This is a genomic window from Curvibacter sp. Hmag1.1, from assembly GCF_059769165.1.
In genome coordinates, this window is the sequence record NZ_JBMBGX010000002.1 from 2862022 (window position 1) to 2886128 (window position 24107).

General features: G+C 52.9%; 21 protein-coding genes and 1 pseudogene. 2 read left to right on the top strand and 20 right to left on the bottom strand.

The genetic code is table 11. From position 1 onward, the window contains the following. Positions 1-18: 18 nt before the first annotated feature. From pilB to rfbB, 5 genes are all read right to left on the bottom strand, one after another. Positions 19-1752: a type IV-A pilus assembly ATPase PilB gene (gene pilB / locus ACOAP0_RS14260; protein ID WP_498376926.1), complete on the bottom strand. Its 1734-nt coding sequence runs from the start codon at positions 1750-1752 to the stop codon at positions 19-21. Between the two features lie 106 nt (positions 1753-1858). Continuing rightward, a complete protein-coding gene (gene rfbC, locus ACOAP0_RS14265) occupies positions 1859-2407 on the bottom strand; it encodes a dTDP-4-dehydrorhamnose 3,5-epimerase (RefSeq protein WP_498376927.1) in 549 nt (182 codons plus the stop codon). Next, complete coding sequence (gene rfbA / locus ACOAP0_RS14270) at positions 2407-3306, bottom strand: glucose-1-phosphate thymidylyltransferase RfbA (RefSeq protein WP_498376928.1); 900 nt, start codon at positions 3304-3306, stop codon at positions 2407-2409. Before rfbA ends, rfbC begins: the two co-directional genes overlap by 1 nt. A gap of 2 nt (positions 3307-3308) precedes the next feature. After that, on the bottom strand, positions 3309-4214 hold the full coding sequence (gene rfbD, locus ACOAP0_RS14275) for a dTDP-4-dehydrorhamnose reductase (protein WP_498376929.1): 906 nt from the start codon (positions 4212-4214) through the stop codon (positions 3309-3311). Then, a complete protein-coding gene (gene rfbB, locus ACOAP0_RS14280; RefSeq protein ID WP_498376930.1) occupies positions 4211-5287 on the bottom strand; it encodes a dTDP-glucose 4,6-dehydratase in 1077 nt (358 codons plus the stop codon). The genes rfbD and rfbB overlap by 4 nt, the downstream gene beginning before the upstream one ends. A gap of 211 nt (positions 5288-5498) precedes the next feature. Between rfbB and ACOAP0_RS14285 the strand changes: the two genes are divergently transcribed. Together ACOAP0_RS14285 and ACOAP0_RS14290 are read left to right on the top strand one after the other, a co-directional pair. After that, positions 5499-5840: a pilus assembly FimT family protein gene (locus tag ACOAP0_RS14285; protein ID WP_498391441.1), complete on the top strand. Its 342-nt coding sequence runs from the start codon at positions 5499-5501 to the stop codon at positions 5838-5840. Positions 5841-5860: 20 nt separating this feature from the next. Further along, positions 5861-6463 carry a PEP-CTERM sorting domain-containing protein gene (locus ACOAP0_RS14290; protein WP_498376932.1) on the top strand — a complete coding sequence of 201 codons (603 nt, stop codon included), beginning with the start codon at positions 5861-5863 and terminating at the stop codon, positions 6461-6463. Between the two features lie 84 nt (positions 6464-6547). Here ACOAP0_RS14290 and ACOAP0_RS14295 read toward each other — a convergent pair whose 3' ends face one another. The 15 genes and pseudogenes from ACOAP0_RS14295 to ACOAP0_RS14365 form a co-directional block, all read right to left on the bottom strand. Beyond that, positions 6548-7030, bottom strand: coding sequence for an FxDxF family PEP-CTERM protein (locus ACOAP0_RS14295; RefSeq protein WP_498376934.1), 483 nt, complete (start codon positions 7028-7030; stop codon positions 6548-6550). Positions 7031-7138: 108 nt separating this feature from the next. Next, entirely contained in the window at positions 7139-8581 is a 1443-nt protein-coding gene (locus ACOAP0_RS14300) for a phosphomannomutase (protein ID WP_498376935.1), read from the bottom strand. Between the two features lie 109 nt (positions 8582-8690). Then, positions 8691-9698, bottom strand: a complete 1008-nt coding sequence (locus ACOAP0_RS14305; protein WP_498376936.1) for an NAD-dependent epimerase — start codon at positions 9696-9698, stop codon at positions 8691-8693. Between the two features lie 25 nt (positions 9699-9723). Further along, positions 9724-11046, bottom strand: coding sequence for a UDP-glucose dehydrogenase family protein (locus tag ACOAP0_RS14310; RefSeq protein WP_498376937.1), 1323 nt, complete (start codon positions 11044-11046; stop codon positions 9724-9726). A 95-nt stretch (positions 11047-11141) separates the two neighbouring features. Beyond that, positions 11142-12176, bottom strand: a complete 1035-nt coding sequence (locus tag ACOAP0_RS14315) for an NAD-dependent epimerase/dehydratase family protein (RefSeq protein WP_498376938.1) — start codon at positions 12174-12176, stop codon at positions 11142-11144. Positions 12177-12235: 59 nt separating this feature from the next. Further along, positions 12236-13330 (bottom strand): annotated as a pseudogene (locus tag ACOAP0_RS14320) (glycosyltransferase family 4 protein); the annotation flags it as partial. Positions 13331-13359: 29 nt separating this feature from the next. After that, positions 13360-14445, bottom strand: coding sequence for a glycosyltransferase family 4 protein (locus ACOAP0_RS14325; RefSeq protein ID WP_498376939.1), 1086 nt, complete (start codon positions 14443-14445; stop codon positions 13360-13362). Continuing rightward, the gene (locus ACOAP0_RS14330; protein ID WP_498376941.1) at positions 14438-16099 is read right to left on the bottom strand and encodes a hypothetical protein; all 1662 of its coding nucleotides are present in this window, start codon (positions 16097-16099) and stop codon (positions 14438-14440) included. Before ACOAP0_RS14330 ends, ACOAP0_RS14325 begins: the two co-directional genes overlap by 8 nt. A gap of 209 nt (positions 16100-16308) precedes the next feature. Then, on the bottom strand, positions 16309-17358 hold the full coding sequence (locus ACOAP0_RS14335; protein ID WP_498376942.1) for an acyltransferase family protein: 1050 nt from the start codon (positions 17356-17358) through the stop codon (positions 16309-16311). Further along, positions 17355-18590: a glycosyltransferase gene (locus ACOAP0_RS14340; RefSeq protein ID WP_498376943.1), complete on the bottom strand. Its 1236-nt coding sequence runs from the start codon at positions 18588-18590 to the stop codon at positions 17355-17357. Before ACOAP0_RS14340 ends, ACOAP0_RS14335 begins: the two co-directional genes overlap by 4 nt. Next, on the bottom strand, positions 18587-19141 hold the full coding sequence (locus tag ACOAP0_RS14345; protein WP_498376944.1) for a serine O-acetyltransferase: 555 nt from the start codon (positions 19139-19141) through the stop codon (positions 18587-18589). The genes ACOAP0_RS14340 and ACOAP0_RS14345 overlap by 4 nt, the downstream gene beginning before the upstream one ends. Positions 19142-19181: 40 nt before the next feature. Continuing rightward, positions 19182-20618 carry an oligosaccharide flippase family protein gene (locus ACOAP0_RS14350; protein ID WP_498376946.1) on the bottom strand — a complete coding sequence of 479 codons (1437 nt, stop codon included), beginning with the start codon at positions 20616-20618 and terminating at the stop codon, positions 19182-19184. Positions 20619-20657: 39 nt separating this feature from the next. Beyond that, positions 20658-21860: a glycosyltransferase family 4 protein gene (locus ACOAP0_RS14355; protein WP_498376947.1), complete on the bottom strand. Its 1203-nt coding sequence runs from the start codon at positions 21858-21860 to the stop codon at positions 20658-20660. A 9-nt stretch (positions 21861-21869) separates the two neighbouring features. After that, entirely contained in the window at positions 21870-23360 is a 1491-nt protein-coding gene (locus ACOAP0_RS14360; RefSeq protein ID WP_498376948.1) for a DUF6418 domain-containing protein, read from the bottom strand. Continuing rightward, on the bottom strand, positions 23350-24102 hold the full coding sequence (locus ACOAP0_RS14365; RefSeq protein WP_498376950.1) for an exosortase C-terminal domain/associated protein EpsI: 753 nt from the start codon (positions 24100-24102) through the stop codon (positions 23350-23352). The genes ACOAP0_RS14360 and ACOAP0_RS14365 overlap by 11 nt, the downstream gene beginning before the upstream one ends. Positions 24103-24107: the final 5 nt, after the last annotated feature.

Here is a 24107-nt window from a genome sequence, read left to right on the forward strand (position 1 = left end):
AGTTCCCCCGGGTTATCTTTATTCGTTGGTCACAGCAAGCACTTCTTCCAACGAAGTCAGCCCTTGTTTCACTTTATGGAGGCCAGACTGCCTCAGGGATCGCACACCCTCCAACTCCGACTGGGCTGCTATATCCATCGCACTTCCATCCCGAAGAATAATCCGCTGGATCTCTTCGCTAACGGGCATCACCTGATAGATGCCTACGCGGCCTTTGTAGCCGTTGTTGCAAGCTGAGCATCCGACCGCGCGGTAGGGCTTCCAGCTTCCGTCCAGCTCAGCAGCCTTGAAACCTGCGTCCAGTAGTGCTTTTTCAGGCACATCTGCTGGTTGTTTGCAGTTGAGGCACAAACGACGCGCCAACCGCTGCGCCGTGATCAAAATGACACTGGAGGCGATGTTGAAAGGCTGTATCCCCATATTGCGCATGCGTGTCAGCGTTGTCGGCGCATCATTCGTATGCAGGGTTGACAACACCAAGTGTCCGGTTTGCGCCGCCTTGATGGAGATATCCGCCGTTTCCAAGTCCCGGATTTCACCCACCATGATGATGTCAGGATCCTGTCGAAGGAAAGACTTCAGTGCAGCCGCAAAGGTCAGCCCCGCCTTCTCATTGACGTTGACCTGGTTGACACCCGGTAAATTGATTTCTGAAGGGTCTTCCGCCGTCGCAATATTTACACCAGGCTGATTGAGCATATTCAGGCAGGTGTACAACGACACGGTTTTGCCAGAGCCCGTAGGTCCGGTCACCAAAATCATGCCGTAAGGACGCCCGATCGCCTTGATCAAGCGTTCTTTTTCTTCAATTTCATACCCAAGAGCATCAATGCCCAGCTTGGCGCTGCTGGGGTCAAGGATACGGATCACAATCTTTTCGCCGAACAGGGTGGGTAGGGTGCTGACCCGGAAGTCGATCACCCGGTCCGCACCCACTTTGAGTTTCATCCGGCCGTCCTGAGGCACCCGTTTTTCAGAGATGTCCATGCGGGATATCACCTTGATACGGGAAGCCAGCTTGTCCTTAATGGCTATCGGTGGACTGGCAATTTCGCGCAACTCACCGTCGATCCGGAAGCGCACGCGGTACTGGTGCTCATAGGGCTCAAAGTGCAAGTCCGAGGCACGCATGCTGAATGCATCCATGAGCATTTTGTGCAGGAATCGGACAACAGGGGCGTCTTCCACCTCAGCCGTCGCCGCTTGGGTGGTGTCGGTCGCAGCTTCAGCCGCTGACTCATCGAACTCAAAATCACCCCCGATGATCTCCTCCATCGCCTCGCTGGCCGTCACCGTATTGGCTTCTACGATCTTGGATAGCTTGTCGTACTCTGCGATGACCCAGTCGAATCCCATCTGGGTCGAGAACTTAATTCGTTCCGCTGCCTGTTGGTCTGATGGGTCCGCGGTTGCAATGATCAGACGGTTGCCCCGTTTGCTCAAAACCAGCACCCGGAATTCTGTGCAAATTTTCGCGTCCAAAAGCCCCTTGGGTAGCCTTTGTATGTCCACCGCATCCAAGTCAATAAGCGGTGCGGCAAAAGCATTTGACAAAGTCTGGGCGAGATCAGCAGGCGACACCGCGCCTGAGCCCACCATTTCGGCCATGAAACTATTTTTCCCGGAGACCGCTTTGCGGTAGATGTCTTCCGCCGTCTTCTGGGGAATTTTGCCGGCGGCTACCAGCGCCCGGCCGATGCCCGGCAGGGCGACTGTACTGGGGTCGCGGGTCGTGGTGTCTGCGGATGCCATAAGCCTTCTAGGATAGCCGAAGCCATGTACCTTCAGGGCTCCAGAATCAAGCAGTTACCAATTTTCACAGGCAGAACGTGGTGATTTTCACACCACGGGCTTGCGATTAAGGTTTTTTCAGCGTGTCTGAAAATGCAGTGCCAGTAGCGTCCTTGGCTGAAAGCTTGGGCGCAATGGTCATCGCAGGCCACCCGATAGCCAGCGTCGGGTCGTTCCATGCAATGCATCGCTCATGTTCCGGAGCGTAGTAATCCGTAGTTTTGTACAAAAACTCAGCTGTTTCGGAGAGCACCACGAAACCGTGCGCCAAGCCCGGCGGCACCCACAACTGTCGCTTGTTAATGGCAGACAAGATTTCGCCCACCCACTTGCCGTAGGTAGGGGATTCAGGCCGGATATCCACCGCTACGTCAAACACCTCACCCGATACCACCCGAACCAACTTGCCTTGGGGTTGTTGCACTTGATAGTGCAAACCACGTAAAACAGCGTAGCTGGATTTGGAGTGATTGTCCTGCACAAAGGGCAGGGTCACCCCGGTCGCTTCGCGGAACACCCGCTCGTTGAAGCTCTCAAAAAAGAAACCACGTTCATCTCCGAACACTTTGGGTTCGAGTAGCAGCACATCCGCAATGGCGGTTCGGGTCACTTGCATCAGAACACCTTTTCCTTTAGCAAGCGGAACAAGTACTGTCCGTAGCCGGACTTGGCCAAGGGTTGCGCCAGTTTTTGTAATTGCGCATCATCAATCCAGCCGCTGCGCCAGGCAATTTCTTCCGGGCAGGCCACTTTCAGACCTTGGCGGTTCTCAATCGTGTGGATGAACTGGCTTGCCTCAAGCATAGACTCATGGGTACCGGTGTCCAGCCACGCGTAACCGCGACCCATAATTTGTACGTCCAGAGCTCCGCGCTCCAAGTACATCCGGTTCAGGTCGGTGATTTCAAGCTCGCCGCGGGCTGAGGGTTTCACCTGCTTGGCCATCTCCACCACATTCGCGTCGTAAAAGTACAGGCCGGTTACGGCGTAGCGCGACTTGGGAGCCTTGGGCTTTTCCTCCAAGCTAATCGCCTTGCCTTGAGTGTCAAACTCCACCACGCCGTAACGTTCAGGATCGTTGACGGCGTAGGCAAACACAGTGGCGCCTGTGGTTTGAGCCGTTGCGCTCTGCAGCAAGCCTGCAAAGTCGTGGCCGTAGAAGATGTTGTCGCCAAGTACCAGCGCGCTGGGCGCACCGTCCAGAAACTCTTCACCGATCAGGAAGGCTTGGGCCAAACCATCCGGGGATGGTTGCACCGCGTACTCGATATGGATGCCCCACTGGCTGCCATTGCCTAAGAGTTGCTCAAAGCGCGGAGTGTCTTGGGGGGTGCTGATCACCAGCACTTCCTTGATGCCTGCCAGCAGTAGCACGCTCAAGGGGTAGTAAATCATCGGCTTGTCGTAGATGGGCAGTAGTTGTTTGCTGACCGCCTGAGTGGCCGGGTACAGGCGGGTGCCCGAGCCTCCGGCCAGAATGATGCCTTTGCGCGGCTTTGTATTTGTAGTGTTCATGGTTACTTCCCTGCAATCTCGATCAACATGCGCTTCACACCATCCTGCCAATGCGGTAATTTCAGTCCGAATGCGGCCTGCAGTTTGGTGGTGTCCAAGCGTGAATTCAGCGGCCGCTTGGCCGGTGTGGGGTAGTTGCTGGTCGCCGTAGGTGCAACCTTGCCGGCCGTGGCTTTGAGCGGCAACCCCAGCGTTGCAGCCTGTTCCAGCACATGTTGCGCGTAGCCATGCCAAGTGGTCTCACCCGCGGCAATGCAGTGGTACAGCCCTGCCAGCTCAGGTCTGGTTTGCAGGCTGCGAATGGCGTGGGCCGTCACATCGGCCAGCAATTCGGCTGAGGTGGGCGCGCCAAACTGGTCGTTGATGACGGTGAGCGCATCCCGCTCACCCGCCAGACGCAGCATGGTTTTGGCAAAGTTGCCGCCCCGGGTGGCGTATACCCAGCTGGTTCGCAAGATCAGGTGCTTGGGGCACGTGGCGACTGCCTGTTCACCCTCTAGCTTGGTCTGGCCGTATACACTCAAAGGGCCGGTCGCGTCTGTCTCCTTCCAAGGCGCGTTACCACTTCCGTCGAACACATAGTCTGTGCTGTAGTGGACCAGCCATGCTCCTGTTTTGATAGCTGCTCGCGCAAGTGCAGCGGGCGCCAAGGCATTAATTGTTCGTGCAAGCTCGGGCTCGCTCTCGGCCTTGTCCACTGCCGTGTGAGCGGCAGCGTTGACAATCACATCCGGTTGCACCGCTTCCACCGTGCGTTCCAGCCCGTCAATATCCGTAAAGTCGCCGCACAAACCCTGCGGGTTTTGGTTGGCATCAAAGTCCAGCGCCACCACCTCGCCCAGCACACCCAGAGAACGCTGCAACTCCCAGCCTACCTGGCCGCCTCGGCCCAACAGCAAGATTTTCATGCTGCAGCCTTGCTGTCGCCGTATTGCTTGCTCACCCAGTCGCGGTAGCCGCCGCTCAGCACGTTGGCTACCCACTGCGGGTTGTCCAGATACCACTGCACGGTTTTGCGAATGCCGGTCTCAAACGTCTCAGATGGTTTCCAGCCCAGTTGCTGCTCAATTTTTCGGGCGTCTATAGCGTAGCGACGGTCGTGGCCGGGCCGGTCGGTCACATAAGTGATCTGCTCTTTGTAGGGCTTGCCGTCCGCGCGGGGCTTGAGCTCATCCAGCAGGGCACACACGGTGTGCACGATGTCCAGGTTGGGCTTTTCGTTCCAGCCGCCTACGTTGTAGGTTTCGCCCAATACGCCGGCTTCCAGCACACGTCGGATAGCGCTGCAGTGGTCTTTCACATACAACCAGTCGCGGATCTGCTGCCCATCGCCGTACACGGGCAGGGGTTTGCCGGCCTGGGCGTTGACGATCATCAGCGGGATCAGTTTTTCGGGGAAATGGTAGGGGCCGTAGTTGTTGCTGCAGTTGGTGGTCAGCACCGGCAGGCCGTAGGTGTGGTGGTAAGCGCGCACCAAATGATCGCTAGCCGCTTTGCTGGCGCTGTACGGACTGTTCGGCTCATAGCGGTTTGTCTCGGCAAAAGCAGGATCTGTCTTGGTCAGAGACCCGTATACCTCGTCGGTGGAGACGTGCAGGAAGCGGAACGCCGCCTTGGCTTCAGCAGGCAAGGCGCCCCAATAAGCGCGCACGCTTTCCAGCAAGTGGAAGGTGCCCACAATGTTGGTCTGTATGAACTCGCCTGGGCCATGAATGGAGCGGTCCACGTGGCTCTCTGCCGCAAAGTTAAGTACGGCGCGAGGCTGATACTGCTGTAGCAGTCGCGTAATCAGTTCCGCATCGCCAATGTCGCCTTGTACAAACACATGGGCAGGGTTATCAGCCAGAGAAGCAAGGTTTTGCAGGTTGCCTGCGTAGGTCAGCTTGTCCAGGTTCACCACAGTCTCAGACGAGCCGGCCAACCAGTCGATAACAAAGTTGCTGCCGATGAAGCCGGCGCCGCCGGTTACCAGAATGGTCATATGGAGTTTCTTGTGAACTTGGGTGAGTCTGTAATTATCTTCGTAGCCAGTTTGCGATCCGGGAGGTCTGCCTGCTAGTCCGTTTGGATCAATCATCCGGACTATTCCCAATGTCGCCTCGGTCCCGTATCATGTTGTAACAACTCGTTACGTTCAGGGAATGCGTTTTTCTTCAGTCCGTCAGTCCGGCTTTACGCTGATAGAGCTTGTTATGGTGATTGTCATCCTTGGCATCCTCTCGGCTGTGGCCATCCCCAAGTTTGTCGATTTGCGAACCGACGCCCAACTAGCCGCAACCCAAGCTGTCGCCGGCTCACTCACTTCCGGTTCGGCCATTAATGTGGCTGCCCGGCAGATCAGCACGGCCAACACGGTGCCTATCGCTTCCTGTGATGATGCCCGCAACCTCCTGCAAGGCGGTTTACCCAGCGGCTATTCCCTAGGCAGCGGGTTCGGGGTCACAGTTATCCCGCCAGGTACTACCCAGAGTTGCACAGTGCGGGGGCCAGGCAACACTAGCACGGCGACCGCGTTTATCACTGGCATTTTGTGAACAATAACCAAAGGGAGCATATGAAAACAAAGTCTTTATTCCACCGCTTGATGATCACCGCGTTCATCTCTTTGGGCGCATCGCAAACGTGGGCTACGGTCGACTTCCAGGATGTGCCTGCGGTCAGCGCCGGCGGTTCAGCAGATGTGGTTTCGGGCGGCTACGTGTTCAAGTATTCCAGCACTTTCCCGCTGGCCGTGCATGGGGTTACTAATCTCGATACCTTCGGTGCAGCCGGCAACCACTATCTGGCCTATGAAGCTGGTGTGGGCACAGAAACGTTCAGCCGGCAAGACGGCGGGCTCTTCAACCTGCTATCCCTTGATATCGGAGGTTGGGAAAACTTTGGCAGCACTTCTGCCACGCTGTCCATCACCGGGCTCAAAGCCGATTTCAGTACCCTGAGCTTGAGCGCCACCGTTTTGCCAGATGCGTTCTCTACCTTTCAGCTCACGGGCTTCACGCATCTTCGATCGGTCACTTTGGGGGCACTGCCGGGGCGTGGCTATCTGGCGGTTGACAACTTGCAGGTAAGTGCCGTGCCAGAGCCGGAAACCTACGCTCTGATGCTAGCCGGCCTCGGGCTCATCGCTGCTGTAAGCCGCCGGCGCCAAGCAGCTTAATCCCGCAGCAGCACGCTGCCGCAAGACATAAAAAAAGGGACTGCAATTGCAGTCCCTTTTTTGTGGGTTGCTAAACCTTGTGGCTTAGGCAGCAGTCTTGCTGCGACGGCGTGCAATCGCGCCCATCACGCCCAAACCAGCCAACAACATGGCGAACGATTCGGGTTCTGGCACAGGTGTTACGGTGTAGCTATTGATCAACACATTGAATCCGTTATTGGCCACGGAGCCGGAGGCCTTCAGAGTGTAAGTGCCACTCAGCAAATTGCTGAAGCTGTAGTTCAAACCAGTGGATGTGCCCTTCAGCGTGTTGCCGAGATAAATCGATGTGGTCAGACCTGTAACCGCAGCGCCAACATACGAGGCGCCTGAAGCACCAGTGGCGCTCAGCAGGTAATCAAAAGAGCCGGTCACGTTGGACAGGCCGGTCACGATCACATCGGTAACGTAAGTATCGGTAAAGGTACCTGCAACAAAAGTTGCGCTGTTACCGGTGATGACAGACGCTTGAGCGCCCACAGACGCTGCCGCTACGGCTGCGGCTGCAATTGCAGTTTTAAATTTCATGTCCATCCCTTATTTCAGTTGTGAGCTGAAACCTTTTCAGCTGACTTCATATTAGGGTTAGCCCTTGGAGCTGTACATAGTCCGTTCGGGCCGGTTGTCGCACAAACGTTACGCAGGCGCTGCAGTTTTCAGGATTCGCAGCAGGCACTCGTCGCACAGGCGCTTGGCACTCCGCACACTGGTGCTTTCGGCGTAGCAGCGCAGCTCGGGGGCGTTGCCGCTGGGGCGCAAATGCACAATGTCGCCAGACGCAAAGTGCACCCGCAGGCCGTCAGTTTCGTCAATGGCTTCTACCGGTCCTGCCTGGGGCGCCATCACATTGCGCAGCAGCACATGGTCATTGCGCAGGCTGGCAATCAGCTCGCGGCTGCTAGCAGTGGCAAAGTTCTGAATGCGGTCGCTGGCCGTAAAACGCTTGGGCAGGCGGTAGCCCACCTCTGACATTTTTAGCGCTTGCGCCTTGGCTCCGCATAGCAGGGCCAGCATCGGCAACACGGCATCCCGGGTGGGCAGGGGGCCAAGCCGCTGCCCTTTGCGCAGTACCTGGCTACCCAGCAAAAAGCCGCCATTGGCTTCGTAACCCACGACCAGCTCGGCACCGTCGTGCGCTGCCTGTTGCATGCCCTCAATAACGTAAGGCGAGCCAATGCGTGTGCGCACCACTTGCGCAAAACTCTGGGTGCGCTCCAGGGCACTGTTGCTGCTCACCGGCGTCACTACGGCGGTGGCATGCAGGTACTGGGCAGTCAAAATGCCAACTACATCGCCACGCATCCATTCGCCTTTTTCGTCGCCAATCAGCGGGCGGTCCGCATCTCCGTCGGTCGAAACAATCGCGTCAAAGTCATACAGTTCCGCCCACTCGCGGGCCTGCTCAATGTCTTCATGGCGCACGGCTTCTGTATCTATGGGCACAAACACATCAGTGCGCCCCAGCGATATCACTTCGGCACCCAGCGATTCCAGGATGGTGCGCAGCACATCCCTCGCCACGCTGCTGTGCTCATAGACGGCTATCGTTTCACCCAGCAAGGCGTTGGCCCCAAAAAACCGGATGTAGCGGTCCAGATACGCCTGTTCCACCCGTGCGTCTGGGGCCGGCAGCTTGGGTAGCTTGAGTTGTTTTGGCAGACCCACCAAAAAGTCGAGCATGGCCCGCTCGTCTGCCTTGGTGATCTCGCCGTCTTCTTTGTAAAACTTGATGCCGTTGCGGTCAAACGGAATGTGGCTGCCCGTCACCACAATGGCTGGTGAGCCGGTTTGCGCAGCGTACAAAGCCAGCGCAGGGGTGGGCAGGGCACCACCGTAAACAACCGTCATGCCCAGGCTCTCAATAGCGGCAGCACAGGCTGCGGCAATCTCAGGGCTGCTAGGGCGCAGGTCATGCCCCAGCACGATGGTGGTGGCCTTGGGCACCACCGCATTCAGGAAGGCAGTGGTGTAGGCATGGCACAAGTCCGGCGTCATGTCGGCTACTTTGCCGCGCGCACCGCTGGTGCCGAAGGCCACACCCGACTGCGTGGCCATGTCTTGGAGAGTCAGTACTGTCATGTATAGGTTCCAAATGATGTTTCGAGTGGACTCGCCTCTTCCAACCCTAGCAATACATAGATCGTGGGCAAAGGGCGGAAGCGTTCCTCACTGGCACTGGTAACTACATTTAAACCTTGTAAAAAGCTTTGTACCAATTCACGAAGTTCGCAACACCATCACGAATATCAGTCTTCGGTTTGAAACCTACCCAACGGTTCAGTTCGTCTGTGTTAGCTGCAGTTGTCTCGACGTCTCCTGGCTGTATCGGCAAAAGAGTCTTGACTGCAACCTTCCCCAGCGATGTCTCAATTGCATCAATAAATTCCAAGAGTGGAGTCGGCCTGTTGTTTCCGATATTGAAGATTCGGTAAGGTGCATGACTCGACGCTGCATCGGGTGCGCTTGAGTCAAAACGCTCATTTGCTTGTGCTGGCTTGTCCAAAACACGAATCACCCCTTCAACGATGTCATCGATGTATGTGAAGTCGCGCTTCATGTTTCCATAATTGAATACGTCAATTGCCTTCCCAGCAAGTATGGCTTTCGTAAACAGGATTGGAGCCATATCTGGCCGCCCCCACGGGCCGTATACCGTAAAGAAGCGCAAGCCCGTTGTGGGAAGTCGAAACAAATGGCTGTATGTATGAGCCATCAGTTCGTTGGCCTTCTTTGTAGCCGCATACAAGCTCACAGGGTGATTGACACTGTCATGCTCACTGAATGGCATATTGGTGTTTCCACCGTACACACTCGAGCTACTGGCATAAACCAAGTGTTCAATTCCGTTGTGCCTGCACCCTTCCAATATGTTTCCGAATCCCACCAGATTTGAGTCCAAATAGGCTTTCGGATTTTGAATCGAGTACCGCACACCTGCTTGTGCGGCTAGGTGCACTAATCGTGCAGGCTTGAAGTCCTCAAACACTTCATTGATATCGTGCGCGTGTGCAACATCAATTTTCTTAAAATTGAAGTTCTTGTAACCCAGCAGCGTCTTAAGCCGTGCTTCTTTCAGACTAACTTCATAGTAGTCGTTCAAGTTATCAATACCAAAGACTTCGTCTCCGCGCTCAAGCAAGCGCAGACAAGTGTGCATACCTATAAATCCGGCTGCACCAGTTACTAGTATTTTCATATTCCCTCCCTGTCTGACCTAGCCTTCAACGGCCGATTGCGTGGTATTCAATTCCCATGGAACGGACCAACTTCGGGTCATACATATTCCGGCCATCGAATATCACCGGCGACTTAAGTGTCGACTTGATCCCTGCAAAATCAGGACTCCGGAATTCTTTCCATTCCGTAACAATGACCAGTGCATCTGCTTTGGCGAGCGCACTTGACTGGCTCTCCACATAGGTTATGCGTGGTTCATCCGGGAAGCAGTGTGCGGCCTCCTTCATGGCGACCGGGTCGTAAGCCGTCACAGTTGCTCCAGCTGCAAGAAGATCTTTAATGACCTCTCGGCTAGTCGCTTCCCGCATGTCATCTGTGTTGGCTTTGAAAGCGAGGCCCCAAAGTGCGAAGTGTTTACCAGTTAAATCAGCACCGAAACGGGACTTAATCTTGCTGGCCAGTACATGCTTTTGCGCGTCATTGGCCTCTTCAACCGCGGTCAGCACCTTGAGTTCAATGCCTCCATCGTCTGCGGCTGTTTTGATGAGCGCTTTAACGTCTTTTGGAAAGCAAGATCCACCATAACCCGCACCTGCGTACAAGAAGTCGTAGCCAATACGTGGGTCAGAACCAATACCCTTGCGCACATTTTCAATATCTGCGCCCAACTTTTCAGCCAGATTGGCCAACTCATTCATAAAGCTAATGCGGGTCGCCAACATGGCATTTGCAGCATATTTAGTCAACTCAGCACTACGCACATCCATCAGCACCAACTTGTCGTGGTTACGCTGGAAAGGCGCATAAAGAGCACGCATATTCAGTGCCGCTTGCTCATCGCTGCAACCAATGATGATGCGGTCAGGTTTCATAAAGTCTTCTACCGCTGCTCCTTCTTTTAAAAACTCGGGGTTAGACACCACGCTATACGGAATCTCTACCCCGCGCTTCTTCAGTTCATCCTCAATAGCAGCGTTCACGGCATCCGCAGTTCCCACAGGCACCGTGCTTTTATCTACGACTACTTTGTAGTCGGTCATGTGCTTGCCAATATTGCGTGCAGCGGCAATCACGTATTTCATGTCGGCTGAGCCGTCTTCATCGGGTGGAGTGCCAACCGCAATGAATTGAATCGTGCCAAAGTGCGCAGCACGTTGCACATCCGTTGTGAAATGCAAGCGGCCAGCCGCCACATTACGTTTCACCATCTCTTGCAGGCCGGGTTCGAATATTGGAATTCCTCCATCCTCCAAGATTTTGATCTTGGCGGGGTCCACATCCAAACAAAGAACTTCATTGCCTACTTCGGCTAGGCAAGTGCCTGATACCAAGCCCACATAACCCGTTCCAATCACGGTAATCTTCATGACTTACTCCCTCTCAAATTTAAACAAAATGGGCCTCTAGCGCTCATGGAATCTGCGCGAACAGCTTCACTTTTGATAGCGCCATGTCCAGAAAATCAGCGAATACCCCATTCGCTAGGCATGTCTTTGCGCCAATCTGCAAGTGCAGATTGCAGCGTGTATTGGTATGGATAACCTTCAGCAGCCAATACGCCTGGAACAATGTTGTTTGACCGAATAATCTTGCGCACGCGCACCACGTTCACTGACTTAAAGACGCCGAAGGGCCCCAGAAGCGTTTGGACAAGTCTCGCTGCCAACATCAGGGACCAGACAGGGATCGATGGGACAAACGCACGCTTCTTGGCGACTTCTTGAACCGTTTCAACGTACTCTTCCATCGAGGGGCCGGGATTCATCGTCATGTTTGCTGTCGCGAGCGCTGGTGGGCGGTTTGCCTGAAGTTCATGCATCCACCACATGGCATTGCACAGCTCCTTGACGTAGATGCCAGCTTTGCGTGTTTGGCGATTTCCAGCGTACACAAAAAAACCTTTGGTGAGCGCGCTAACCAAACGAGAGACGTTTCCGCCTTCGCCAGGACCAAAGACCACGCCGGGCCTGACTACCAGGAGACGTCGTTCACCAATACCTCGGCATCGCCAGGCCTCGTGTATCAATTCAGCTGCGTACTTGGAAGATCCATATGCCGTCTCTGGCGTTGGAATGTCAGTCTCAGAGCGAGGCGTTTCGCTAGGCCCGTAGGGCGAAATGCTGCTGGTGAACAAAATGTCGTCGCATCCAATTTGTTCAGCAAAAGCACAAACGTTTCGAGCACCGGGGATGTTGGTTTCGAAGTACTCGTTGGCAGGGTGACCCGGTTCTCTGTGAACAGCGGCAAAGTTTGCTAAAAACTTAATGTCACCCAGGTCGCCAAAGAGGCTGCTGTCGATACTTTTCCTTACGTCGCTGTAAACGTAGCTGATCCGCCCGCGCTCTATTTCGTCCTTCACAAATTGCGAAGCAATGTGTTCTGCTGGCGGCTTGATATCAGCCAGAACTACATGGTCAAAGCCTGCTCGCGCCAGCAAGTACTTTGAAAAATGCAGGCCAATAAAGCCTGTGCCACCAAAAATCACTACTTTTTTCACATCTACTCCCAAATTTGAAACCCGCGCTTCGCGTTGTTAAATTTTGCCCAGCGGTCATTAACGAATGACGACATCCGTTGCCGAAAGGCTTCAATTGAGAACTTCTCAGCGTGGGCTCGGCAAGCTTCGGGCGTTATGCTGTCTTGCACTGATTCAAAACACTGCACGGCTTTGCAGATAGCGTCTTCAGTTTGCTCTTCGAAAAACAGCCCTGTAATGTCCCCCTTGGCAGGGTCGCCTTGTACCGTTTCGAGCGAACCGCCGCGCCCGTAGGCAATGATGGGGGTCCCACAGGCTTGTGCTTCAACCGGAGCAATTCCAAAATCTTCTTCGGCGGCGAACACCATTGCCTTGGCACGTTGCATCAAATCCACCAAATCGTTGGTTGGCAAAAAGCCCTTGATTTCGACATTGGGTGGGCAGTTTTGCTTGATGCGATCGAAGTCCGGGCCATCACCCACTACCACCAAGCGCTTGTCTGGCATCTTGCGGAATGCCTCGACGACGAGTGGCACTCGCTTGTAAGGCACCATGCGGCACGCACTTAAATAGAAATCCTCTTTTTCCGTATGCAGTGCAAATCGCTCAACATCCACCGGCGGGTACAACACCACCGCTTCCCTCCGGTAAGACTTGCGAATGCGTCCGGCAATAAATGACGAATTGGCCAAAAACTCATCTACGCCATTGGCGGCGCGAAAATCCCACAGGCGCATGTAATGCAACATGGCCCGAACGATCCAGCTCTTGACACCAGAAACCATGTTTGACTCTGCCAAGTACTGGTGTTGCATGTCCCAGGCGTAGCGCATCGGCGAGTGCACATAGCTCACATGCATCTGGTTTGGGCCGGTGAGCACGCCTTTGGCCACCGCATGGTTAGAGGAAATCACCACGTCATAGGCAGAAACATCCAACTGCTCTATGGCTAAAGGCATAAAGGGCAGGTAACCGCGAAACTTGTTTGCAGCCCAAGGCATCTTTTGAATGAACGTGGTGGTTGGCTTCTTGCCTTGCAAAAAGGCGCGCTCGCCCTCAGGCACAAAGTCCACCACAGAGAATAGATCCGCATCGGGCCAGATGGTCAAAAGTTGCTCTACAACCTTTTCAGATCCGGCATAGGTCTTCAGCCACTCGTGAACGATGGCCACTCGCGGTTCTGTTGAGTTTAGGGATTTTTGCATCATGCAATTCGCTTAATTTCATTCAAGAGACCGATAGCGGTGTTTCGCCATCTCATGGTTTTTGCTTTCGCACGGCCTAACGATCGCATCTTTTCTTGAAGCTGCGGTTGAGCCATAAAAACTTGCAACACTCGTGCCAAATCTGCCGGACTTTTGGGGTCAAAGTACAACGCCGCTTCTCCGCAAGTCTCTGGAATCGCGGCAGCATTCGATGCAATGACGGCACAGCCTGAAGCCATTGCTTCAGTGGGTGGAAGCCCATAGCCTTCGTAAATTGAAGGGAAGATGAAGCAGCTCGCATGTTCATACAAAGCCTTTAGCTCGGCATCTGTAACATAGCCCGCATACTTCACTGAACTCGGAAGTGTGTTTCCAGCCTTCGCAAAAATTGCCGGATTGAGTCCTCCTGCTATCACTACATCGAAGTCTATTTCCCCCATCAATGCGACAGCGCGGACAACAGTTTCAAAGTTCTTGTGCGGAGCCAAACTGCTGACTGCCAATACATAGGGTCGTTGGGTAAGCCCTACTTTTTCCAATACGCGAACATCGGCATTTGTCCGATCCATATGGTCTGTGCCTTCGGGCAAGACCATGACGTCGTTGCGTACCCCATAAAGAGTGGCCAGATCATCCCTTGAAAACTGAGAAACAGTGCAAACGGACTTCGCCCTTGTGTACAGACAGGGGATTAGTAAGCTGTACCAGAGCCGGAACGTTTTGCTGTAAGAAGATGGTGCTCGTGCAGTAGCCGCATCATGGATGACAGCAAGCTGTTTTCTATGTAAGAGCGGCGCTGTATTGCACAGGTTAACCAACAAAACATCGCCTGCTTCTTTTAGCAGACTGAATTGCTCCCATGCTTGGCCACTCAAACTGCCAACTTGGCGGATAGGAATATGGCGCAAACCAGCCAATTCGTTCACACCGACTGGTGCAAGTACTTCAATTTCAATATCAGAGATGGCTACGTCTGCAGTCTCATATAGTTCATCCAAAGCACGAAGGACTTCAATCGCAAATCGATCAACGCCCGTAACTTTCCTGCCCAGGAAGCGCCCGTTTATCAATACTTTTTTATTCATTTATCACTCCCTTAGAGCGAACTACAAACCACGGCAAAGCAGTCTTTTCAGCGTTTGAATCGCGAATGCATGTGTTTCTTCGCGACACTACACCGAGACTATTTGTCACCGAAATACAGCCCTGTTTGTAGTTTTCGATTCTGTTGTCGCTTATCTCCAAATCCCGGTTGTAGAAATGTGGCGACAGCACTCGGCCGCGCGCTCCGCTGTAAGCAGTTATTGCCGCCCATGGAAAGTCGAGAACGGGGTCCACACCTGGGTTGACAATCGTGTTGCTGCGGACCGCTATATTGAAGGCTCCGACCCCCTCATTCCAAGTGCCAATATCAGACAGCAGGCGTATCGCGTTGCGGTTAATGTTCTGCACAGAGTTGTTGACTATCAGCCCATGGGGGATCTGAGCTAAGACTGCATGGCCACCGATGTTTTGGATCAAATTGTCGGCGATTACAAATCTCCGCGTAATCATTTCAACCGTACGCACTACCGAACTCAAACCCACGCCTGCGGGCAACTCGTCAAGGCTCAGCAAAAACTCATTGTTCCCGGCAGCAACCGGTCTAGCTGTTACTCTGGACGAACCTTGGTAACCACCATCGTCGGTAAAGAAGGCAAGTGTGTCCCCTTGGGTGATGAATCTTGACGAGCCTGCAAGAGTCACGCGTCTTGTTGTTGAATCTAATGTTCGTATCGTGTGAATAGGGTTACTCAGATTGATTGCATCATCCCCTAGCAACTCAAATCGATTGCCTTTGATCAAGATGTCTCCGCCACCAGAGTGCACGTGCACCCCGTCCCAAGACACCCCACCCGCATTCGAACCGTCTCCCGCTGCAACAAACTGGCTATCGATGACTGCCAGACCACGGCGCAAGCCGGTGACCGTAATACCCATGCCAGGGGTCGCATGCAGCTGTAGGGCTGCAAGAGTAATGTCTTCTGTTTGACTTGGCGTGCGTTGACCATCAATCTTTACAGCTTGCCCGCCGTAATACTGGTGCAAGACCATGTAGCGGCTGCTTGGAACCAGCTTTGCAAACCGTGGAGACGCATAAGTCTGCGCACCCAAAAATCTAACTTGACTGGTGTCTTTAGGAGAAAAAATCACCCGGCCACCCCCGACAACATAGCGCATGGCATCAGGTCGGAGCTCGACTATTTGCGCAATTTCGTTCAATGCATCTACCGGATATGCGCCGTCGATTACCAAAACCCGTTGCCCCGCACGGTCAACAATGCGCCCAATTGAAGTAGTGCGCAAAGCATAGTTAAGCGTCAGCTGCTCAACCCGGATACGTTGCGATTGTTGAATCCAAATGCCTGGCGCGTTGTTGTAGAAGTTCAACCGTGCGCCATTGCCCTCCAGGATGAAATCAGACAGATCCTCCAAGCGCAGATGTGACTTGAACTTGGGCTCAGTTGACAAGAAATCATAGTCGCCAGGCGCCAGGCTTAGCGTGTTTGCGTTTTCCGAACGCAGCCGCTGCAAAGCGCTCTCTACCAGTGGCCGCGCGTCCGTGCCCTTTGGCGGTGGGCTGAGTGACACACGTTTGCGGTTGTTCAGGAAAACCGGTTGGCGTACAACCAAAGTCACCGTTTGTCCGTCCGCTCCTAGCCATTGGGACAACAAGTCATGTTTGCGACTGCTTGCCATGGCAGGGCTCTCGTGTTGGCCACCGGCGAGGCTCGACCATTGGTCAAAGCTTTGGAATTCCATACTTTGCATTTGCGAACTTGAATCCGCAGCAAGCACTGAGATGCAAGTCAACGTGATTAGAACGCTCGGCATCCGAAAGAAGCCTTTGCAAGTCCGCATTGAAGCAAGGACTTTGCATGCGTATGAAAAGTAGTGACTCCTCATTCCTAAGCTTCCCGATCTTTTGCTGGAACGAGGCAATCGCGCAGTATTTTGGTTATGGGCTTTTCAAGGAGCAAGTGGAAGAACTGCCCAACTAAAATGGCAGCGAAAAATGCAAGAGTACCGGCAAGCAGGAGTGGAGTTGACTTGGGAATTAGCTTTAGGAGTAACCCGAAGACTAAACCGTGAACTAGATAGATAGCATAAGATGCGTCACCCAACAGCATGGCAATTTTGGCCTTGCCAAAAACCGGTTCCAACAAACAAAAGCCGAGTGCAGTGGCAAATGCCGCACTACCCCAGTACACCAAGCGATCAATTGAGTTGTATTCCTGATGTAGTCCAGACGGCGCACTTATGAGAATAACAAGAGCAAGGGCTATGCAGAAAATGCCAATTGGTAGCTTGCGGCTTGCCTGCCAATTCATACGATCCAAAAAGCTAGGCAGCAGTAAGCCCAGCAAAAACTCAAAAACGATTGGCGCTGCATAAACCTGCATGGCTGGAGGCAGTGAAAAAACATCCATTCGAATTGCAGAGAAAACTGCCATCAAGAGTGTAAATATTGCAAGCAATCGCCATCGCGAAAAAAACAAAAGCGCCAATGCAATAGTCGCGTAAAAGTACATCTCAAAATTCAAGGTCCAACCCTGCGACACGACGGGTCGCATAAGTCCTCGATCATCAAGGTAAGGGACGAAGAACATAGATTTCAAGACTTGTTCAATCGGGAAGTTGAAGCTGCGAAAAATGCTTGGAAACACGAGGCCCAATAGAACTGGAAAAAGGATCACTACCCAGTACATGGGTACTATTCGAATGAATCGACTTACAAGAAAGCGTTTGGCAGTGGCTGGGCCGGGAGTCAGACCACTCGTTGATGCCATAACGAAGCCACTGATTACAAAAAAGAGATCTACGCCCCATGCTCCCAAATCAAATGCAAGGGGGGTTTTGAATCCCCAACTGTTTAGCGCATAAGGTACGTGGTGCGTGACCACCATTAATGCAGCAATTGCGCGAAGATAATGTATTGATGTCCAGAAAGTTTTCAACTGGTTCTCTCCATTTTCTTTTCGCTGTCGACCAAATGGGTACTTCTTATCTGGTTATTGAACTCCTTCATCTGCTGCGAAATGGTCATGCTTTGAGCCGCTGCATTCCCAAGCTCAGCTCGTAGATCGGAAGAGGCATGTAGGCGTCCCAGCCATTCCGCAGCATGTGCCACTGACGGCTCGGCCCAAGTGCTACCGGCATAGACACCTTGGGGGTCGTTTATCTCGACCAGTTTGTAGTCCACCAGCGCGGAGTTAGTGGCGTTCATGAAGTCTAGATTGCCCGACCATCCCGTTCCTACTACTGGCCTGCCGATAGCCATAGCTTCCGCCATTGGCAGGCCGTAGCCTTCTGCGCGATGGAGAGAGATGAAAACATCGCAAGCTGCATAGAGTTGCCACTGTTCGTCCATGCTTAGCCGGTCCAACAAGAGCACTACGCGACTACCATCCAATGCTGCCTGTAAGGAGGCAAAAGTAGTGGGGTCATGGTCAGCGCCAGATACCTTGAGCACCAGGACGGCATTTGCGTGTGTGCCAAGCCCTTGCCTAAAGGCTGCGATGGCGCCAAATGGGTTCTTGCGCGCAAGGCTAGAGCGCACATCTGCCATGGCTAAAACTACAAAATCCGAGTCGCTTAACCCAAGTCGATCACGCATCGCACGGTCGTTTACGTTTGTAGGCGCGCGTACTACGTGCCTTACGACTCGCACCGGCTTCTCGCACATTTTTTGTAGTGCTAGACGGCTGAATTCGCTTGGTGTCCACACCTCGTGCAGAAATCTATCAAAGCGCCCCCAAGCCAGCGGTGGATCAGGCAATTCCCATGCACAGTAGCCCACCCTAAAGGCACTGCGCATTGCCCTGGGTATTGCGCTAAGTGCAACTGCCACCCGTTGTCCATCTGTGTGAATAACCATACAGCTTGGCGCTCCCGTAGACTCAGCCGACAGCCGAAACAAGGGATTTCGAATAGCAGCTGTTACGTCCAGTTGAAAGGCTGATATCCCAGCCTCAGTAAGCGCATCGATCTGCCAAAGTGCGCCAGCTGAAATACCATTGTGTCGACCGAAAAATGAAAGAACTGCGATCTTTGCAAATCGATGTGAAGGTCTGGGGTGCAGGCCTTTGACTTCAAAGCCCGAAACTGTGACGCGGTACTCCGCCCAAACTGCCAAAAGTGTACCGATGGCTGCTCTAAGCTTCACCTTTATCGCAGAAAAATCAATCATTGCGTTCCACTAATCTCAACGTGAATCGGCGTCGAATGAATAGACTTTGCAGGGTTCCCTGCAACAACATCACCGCCGGTCACTGGCTTGTTCACAATTGCCCCTGCGCCAATAACTGCATTCGAACCTATCCTAACGGCGCCAAAAACAATCGCATTCGCGAAAACAGTAGTTCGAGTTCCAATTGTTGGATAAGTGTTTTGCGCGTAGCCTTTGCCGAGCGTTACGCCTTGATATAGCGTTACCCATTCTTCAATCTCAACCCCCTCACCGACGACTACGCCTACTGGATGCGGAAGCTTTAATCCACCGGCAATCTTGGCATGCAGATGCAAGTAACACCCATAGCGAACCGAGTTTCGCTTCCAAATAAATTTGCCAAATCGTGGTAGACCGCCTGAGTACAGCAGAACTGCAATTCGGTGGAAAAACACGTATGAATAACCCGGTTCGTAGATTAAGGCTGACAAAACAGCCGTTAAGCCTCGACGTCCAGTGCTTGCTTGCACATCCATCGAAATCACATTTGCAAATTCTTTAAAGCTGCTCATAAATTTCGAATAGGTTCGCTATTTCATCTAGATGAACAAGTCAACTTGCAGCATTTGCTTTTGCTAAACGCAAAGACTTCAGAACAACATAATGCGAAATTAAGCGCGCTCTAAAAATAATTATTGAAACAAAAACTCCAAAGACTGAGGCGCTAGTTAATATCACCCAATCCGTTTTTGCTGAGTCAGTAGAACGTATTGGCATCAGGTTTACCAATACAACAACGATAGTTGCCAAAATTCCTGGCAACAGCAGTTCAATAAAGTTTCGTGCAGAAATGTTAGTCGTTGAGCACATATAGTAAATCATTAGTCCACAAACAATACTATTCAACAGCAAATAGCTAGATACGGAAACACTTAGACCGAACGGAGCGCTAACTAGAAATCCAATTGGGATAATTAACCCGTTTAGTAAACTAAGTCGAAAGTTCAATACCATTCGACCATCAGCGACAAGGGTTGCACTAGCATAGACCGCAAGCGCTTGCGCTGCCCCTAGTGGAGCCAGTAACGCGATGTAGTGATCAACACCAAGCCATTTATCGGACAAAAAGGATTGCAAGGGATATGAAGACAGAAATGCAATTGAAGCCATCATTGGAAACACCGCAGCTGCTGTGATGGCGAGGAAACCCTCGACCACTTTCTTTTTGCTCTCGATATCGTCATTCAGGCGCGACAGCGTGGACATAAGCACACCACTTGCCGGCCAAGCCAGCAAAACAAGTGGCACCGTCATGAATTGATAGGCAAAACCATACAGCCCCACGGCCGCAGCACCAAGGTTGGCCGCAATGATGAAGCGATCCAGATTGCGAGATGCATAAGAAAGCAGATTCGATGCAAAGATCCAACCACCGGTTTGTAGCAACGGCTTAATGCCACGCGGTACTAGTACCCAAGTAAACAAACCGCGCGCACACCACAAAAAAACCAGGCTGCGTATGCACTGGAGGATGACGTGAAACGCAACCAGTGCAAAAACACCCCAGCCGGCGTGCAACGCAAAGAAAAACCCTCCGGTGCCTGCTAACAAGGCGGTAAGTTCTACGGCGCTAATGGTGCTGTATTGCAACTCGCGTTCAACCAAGGCCCGTGGACAGGTTGCCCACACCGAAAAACAGGCCACAACCGCGAAGCCTAGTACTACATCATGTACGCCTGGCAAGCCCGAAGCCCATTGAATAGGCGTGGCAAGAAGTGCAAGAGTGCCGCCACCGACTAACCCGAAGGCAAGCATCATGACCAGGGCGGAACCAGACTGGGCTTTGCTAAGACTGCGCTCCCGTACGATCGCATTGGCAATGCCAAGGTCGGTCAACAGAGTTATCAGCGCCGCCAGCGGTATCGCAAATGCAATCAGACCAAACTCGGCAGGGGAAACAGCTTTGGCAACATAAAAGGAAAGCAGAAGACTGACTGCACCCTTCAGAATGTTAATGACCGTCATCAAGCCGATGCTACGAATGATCACAGCACCCTCCAGCCTCGAAATGCTGCATACCGCCCCAGATCAACCATGCTGCACAACTACTCTTTGGTAGACCTCGTCATAGTTTTGCAAGACTCTTTCAGGCGTAGTGCGGTCTAAAACGGATTGAAACGTGGCACGACCCGGCAATGCTGTGCGGCCTGCTGCCAGTATGCTTTGCATGCGCTCTGCCAGCGCTTCAGCGTCGGTGGCAGGGTACAGCCATGCTGTGTTGTTGTGACCTATCAGATCAGGTATACCACCTGAGTCGGCACCTAGAGCCGGGATGCCCATGGCATAAGACTCCAAGATTGTGCGTGGCAGGGGCTCGGCCCATATGGAGGGCGCGACCAGCACATCAATCTGCTCAAAAAATACCTTTGGCGAAATAAAGCCCAAAAAATCTACGGGTAGGTCACCCGCTGCATTCATCAGCGGCTCATCATCTTGCGCCGGTCTCCCGGCCAATACCAGGCGCCAGCCATCTCGTGGTAGTTTCCGGCAGGCCTCAAACAATTTGCCTACTCCTTTGTCGACACTAATGCGGCCAAGGTATCCAAACACAATTGGGCCATTCAGCGCTGGTTTTTGGTAGTCGGGGGGCACACCGTCCACCACTGCAGGGTTCCAGATGACTCGCCTCAAATCGGCAGGAACATGGGCAAAGTAACCGTGGTCGATATGGGTTTGCAGTATTTCGGCCCCCACACCTACAACTGCACTCACACAAAGGTGGTGGTCTTTTTTGAAATGGGTGAAAAATTGGCATTTCAAGTGCCGTTTGGTGCAGCGCTGACCGTCCTTGAACATGGACGAATGGGCGCAAAGCAAATCGTAGTCCCGAAGGGTATGCACTATCGGCACACCTTGCTCGCGCGCGGCCAACCAAGCGCGCGTGGAAACATCGGTCATTGAGTGGGTGTGCACAACATCTGGTTTGAAGTCTTCAATGACCTCTGAGAAACGCCGTTCAAGTTTCGAGTTGAACGGCATCTTTATGCGCCGCAGGCCTCGCTCTAGTGACGAGTGCTGTGGCCACTCTTCGGCCCAGAAGTCGGTTTCATGGGGCATCCGGTAGACGCTAACCCCATTGATAGTCTCCTGTACCGCAGCTCCGGGAGTAGTGCAACTTGCAGCGACTTGGTGGCCCGCCGCGGACTGTGCCTCTGCCAGCAAAGCAACGGACTTTTCTGCTCCGCCAATGATGTGCGGGGGGTATAGCATGCTCAAGTGCAGGATACGCATGATGATGTCTTAGTTTTGATTTTTGGTGAGAGGTGTGGAGTTGTGTTCACTCCGCCCTGCGTTGCTTAGGTCAGTTTTTCTGACCCAAAAAGTGACAGCCCATTGCAGTGTTGCGAAGGCGGCATAAGCCTTAAAAGCACTAGCACCGAAAACATTGAACGGAGTGCCAGCCGCAATAAGGTAATAAAACTGAACCAATATGTAGGCGGGTAACAGTACAGTGAACGGATTGCCGGTGGTAACGGCATAGCGAATGCAGCGAGCAATACAACCCAGCAAAGTGGCAGCAAGTGCTACGACAGTTAGACCGCCGAAAAATCCAAACATTTCTATCATGTAGGCTTCAAAAACCCCTGTGGGAGCGACATATCCTTGGTTCCCAACGAATGAAAGAAACATCTTGCTGGGAGCATAGGTCTCAATGAAGTAGAAGGCGCTTAGGCGCTTTTCGAACACGTAGTCCTGATGGGGGTTCTCTATCAAAGCATTAAGGTTTTCTTTAACGCCATAAGTATCGAAACCTATCCAGTGGAAGTTTTCGGTGAAGGCAATAAACCAAAGTTGTCCTTGCGAGGCAAAACGTTCGATTAGCAACTGAAAGGTCTTGTCCACACCGTAGGTCCCAAGCCCTGAGTAGATATAAACCGTCATCGCAATTGCGACGAGTAGGGCTCCAGTTGCGGGTAAAAAGAACCTTTTCGCTTGTCGGGCAATGATCTCTGGACGAAAGGCGAGTTGGATCGCAACGTAATACAGCGAAGCCGAGATAATGATGAAGAACTTGTCACCAAATAGGAACGATGTGCCTAGGTAGGCTGCAAAAATAACATGGTGCCAATTGCGCTTAATGGCGGTATTGCAATTAACAGCAGACAAAGCCAAAAAAGCCGAAATGACAACCTTAAGGTTGAGTATGTTGAGTGTGATCGGGTCGCCGGCAACCCGGCGATAGGCAAAACGGTCAAAACCATCTATCAGTGGAAAGCCGGTTGATGCCCCTTTCATTAGCAGCCACAAGATAAACAGGCAGACGACTAGAGGCGCAGCCCAAGTGCCAATGAATCGATGCCTAGACGCATCAAGTGCAATGGTGGGTTTTGTTGGGGCTTTGCGGTTGTGAGTAAACACAGATGTCGCTACCCAAATAAACACACCAACCACCAATACCCAGGTGGCGCCGGCGGCAGACGCGTGGCCCAATCGTCCCATTTCCTTCATGTACGCTCCTGCTTCAATCGCATTTAGCGAAATTAGCGCGGAGAAGTGCAGAAAGATGATGGGTGAAAAAAGCAAAAACCCGAGTGGACTCTTCTTGAAGATTCGGGACAACAAAATCAGGTAAAGGGCAGTAGCCAAACCCGAAGAAATCAGGTTCGGCAGCATGATCGCCACTGCAATATTGGCGAGAATTGTTCCCCAAAGGAAAACGTCTACGAGGCTGTATCTGCGTGGGCCATGGGCTGCATCCGAAGACATGCCTCCGAAATGATCATGTGCCATGTGGTGTGGTTTCAGATCTCGGATTGCCCAGCAACAGCGCCCGGGTTTCAGGGGGCACGGCCTTGACCAAATCTACGAGAAATGCATCAAGCAGTGGCCAGGCGTTCTGTTCTTGGCTTGGGTCAGTGAAGCGCATCGAAGCCCGAACCAGGATCCCGTCTGGTATGCGGCCAGCGAAACCTTCTTTCATGATGTAAGCGCGGGTTGCAAATGCGTCTTCACTGAAAAGCCCCCCGATGCGCATCCAATACAAGACTGCTTCGCTATTGCGTGAAGACTTCGCCACCATTTGCTTTCCCAAGACGGCTCTGGGCTCGGCTGCGATATCGTTGAATTGGGCCGTCTTGAGGGAAGCGATTTTGTAACCCTGCGCCACATAACAAAGGTCCGGGCGATGAATCTTGACCTCTTGCTTCTGACGTTTTCCCCAAGCCAAAGCCAGCATAATTTGCTGCCCTTTGCTGTTGACGTACGTGCGCATTGTCACTTGGTCGTAGGGTTGGTCCATATTGGGGTCCAACCCGGTCGTTAAGCTGACTTGCATAAATGGGCTGGGTACCTCTTTCCAGTCGCCAAAGGCTTTGGGAACGGTGGTGTCAAGGCTGGGGGCGTTGCTTACTTCTGTTAGGCGTGGTGTTGCCCAGTAAGCCAATGCAGCAGAAAGCAAAAACGCGGCAAATATGGCTAGGCTAGTGCCCAAAGGCAATTGGGGTAGCTTGGGTAAGCCAAGTGTTTTTTGCATGATAT

Coding starts and splice junctions, on each gene's coding strand:
- ACOAP0_RS14325 (WP_498376939.1), bottom strand. CDS start 14,445: ATGAATAAAAAAGTATTGATAAACGGGCGCTTCCTGGGCAGGAAAGTT.
- ACOAP0_RS14285 (WP_498391441.1), top strand. CDS start 5,499: ATGGTGATTGTCATCCTTGGCATCCTCTCGGCTGTGGCCATCCCCAAG.
- ACOAP0_RS14300 (WP_498376935.1), bottom strand. CDS start 8,581: ATGACAGTACTGACTCTCCAAGACATGGCCACGCAGTCGGGTGTGGCC.
- ACOAP0_RS14360 (WP_498376948.1), bottom strand. CDS start 23,360: ATGGCACATGATCATTTCGGAGGCATGTCTTCGGATGCAGCCCATGGC.
- ACOAP0_RS14310 (WP_498376937.1), bottom strand. CDS start 11,046: ATGAAGATTACCGTGATTGGAACGGGTTATGTGGGCTTGGTATCAGGC.
- ACOAP0_RS14340 (WP_498376943.1), bottom strand. CDS start 18,590: ATGATTGATTTTTCTGCGATAAAGGTGAAGCTTAGAGCAGCCATCGGT.
- ACOAP0_RS14330 (WP_498376941.1), bottom strand. CDS start 16,099: ATGGCAAGCAGTCGCAAACATGACTTGTTGTCCCAATGGCTAGGAGCG.
- ACOAP0_RS14305 (WP_498376936.1), bottom strand. CDS start 9,698: ATGAAAATACTAGTAACTGGTGCAGCCGGATTTATAGGTATGCACACT.
- ACOAP0_RS14365 (WP_498376950.1), bottom strand. CDS start 24,102: ATGCAAAAAACACTTGGCTTACCCAAGCTACCCCAATTGCCTTTGGGC.
- rfbA (WP_498376928.1), bottom strand. CDS start 3,306: ATGAACACTACAAATACAAAGCCGCGCAAAGGCATCATTCTGGCCGGA.
- pilB (WP_498376926.1), bottom strand. CDS start 1,752: ATGGCATCCGCAGACACCACGACCCGCGACCCCAGTACAGTCGCCCTG.
- ACOAP0_RS14295 (WP_498376934.1), bottom strand. CDS start 7,030: ATGAAATTTAAAACTGCAATTGCAGCCGCAGCCGTAGCGGCAGCGTCT.
- rfbC (WP_498376927.1), bottom strand. CDS start 2,407: ATGCAAGTGACCCGAACCGCCATTGCGGATGTGCTGCTACTCGAACCC.
- ACOAP0_RS14345 (WP_498376944.1), bottom strand. CDS start 19,141: ATGAGCAGCTTTAAAGAATTTGCAAATGTGATTTCGATGGATGTGCAA.
- ACOAP0_RS14355 (WP_498376947.1), bottom strand. CDS start 21,860: ATGCGTATCCTGCACTTGAGCATGCTATACCCCCCGCACATCATTGGC.
- ACOAP0_RS14290 (WP_498376932.1), top strand. CDS start 5,861: ATGAAAACAAAGTCTTTATTCCACCGCTTGATGATCACCGCGTTCATC.
- rfbD (WP_498376929.1), bottom strand. CDS start 4,214: ATGAAAATCTTGCTGTTGGGCCGAGGCGGCCAGGTAGGCTGGGAGTTG.
- rfbB (WP_498376930.1), bottom strand. CDS start 5,287: ATGACCATTCTGGTAACCGGCGGCGCCGGCTTCATCGGCAGCAACTTT.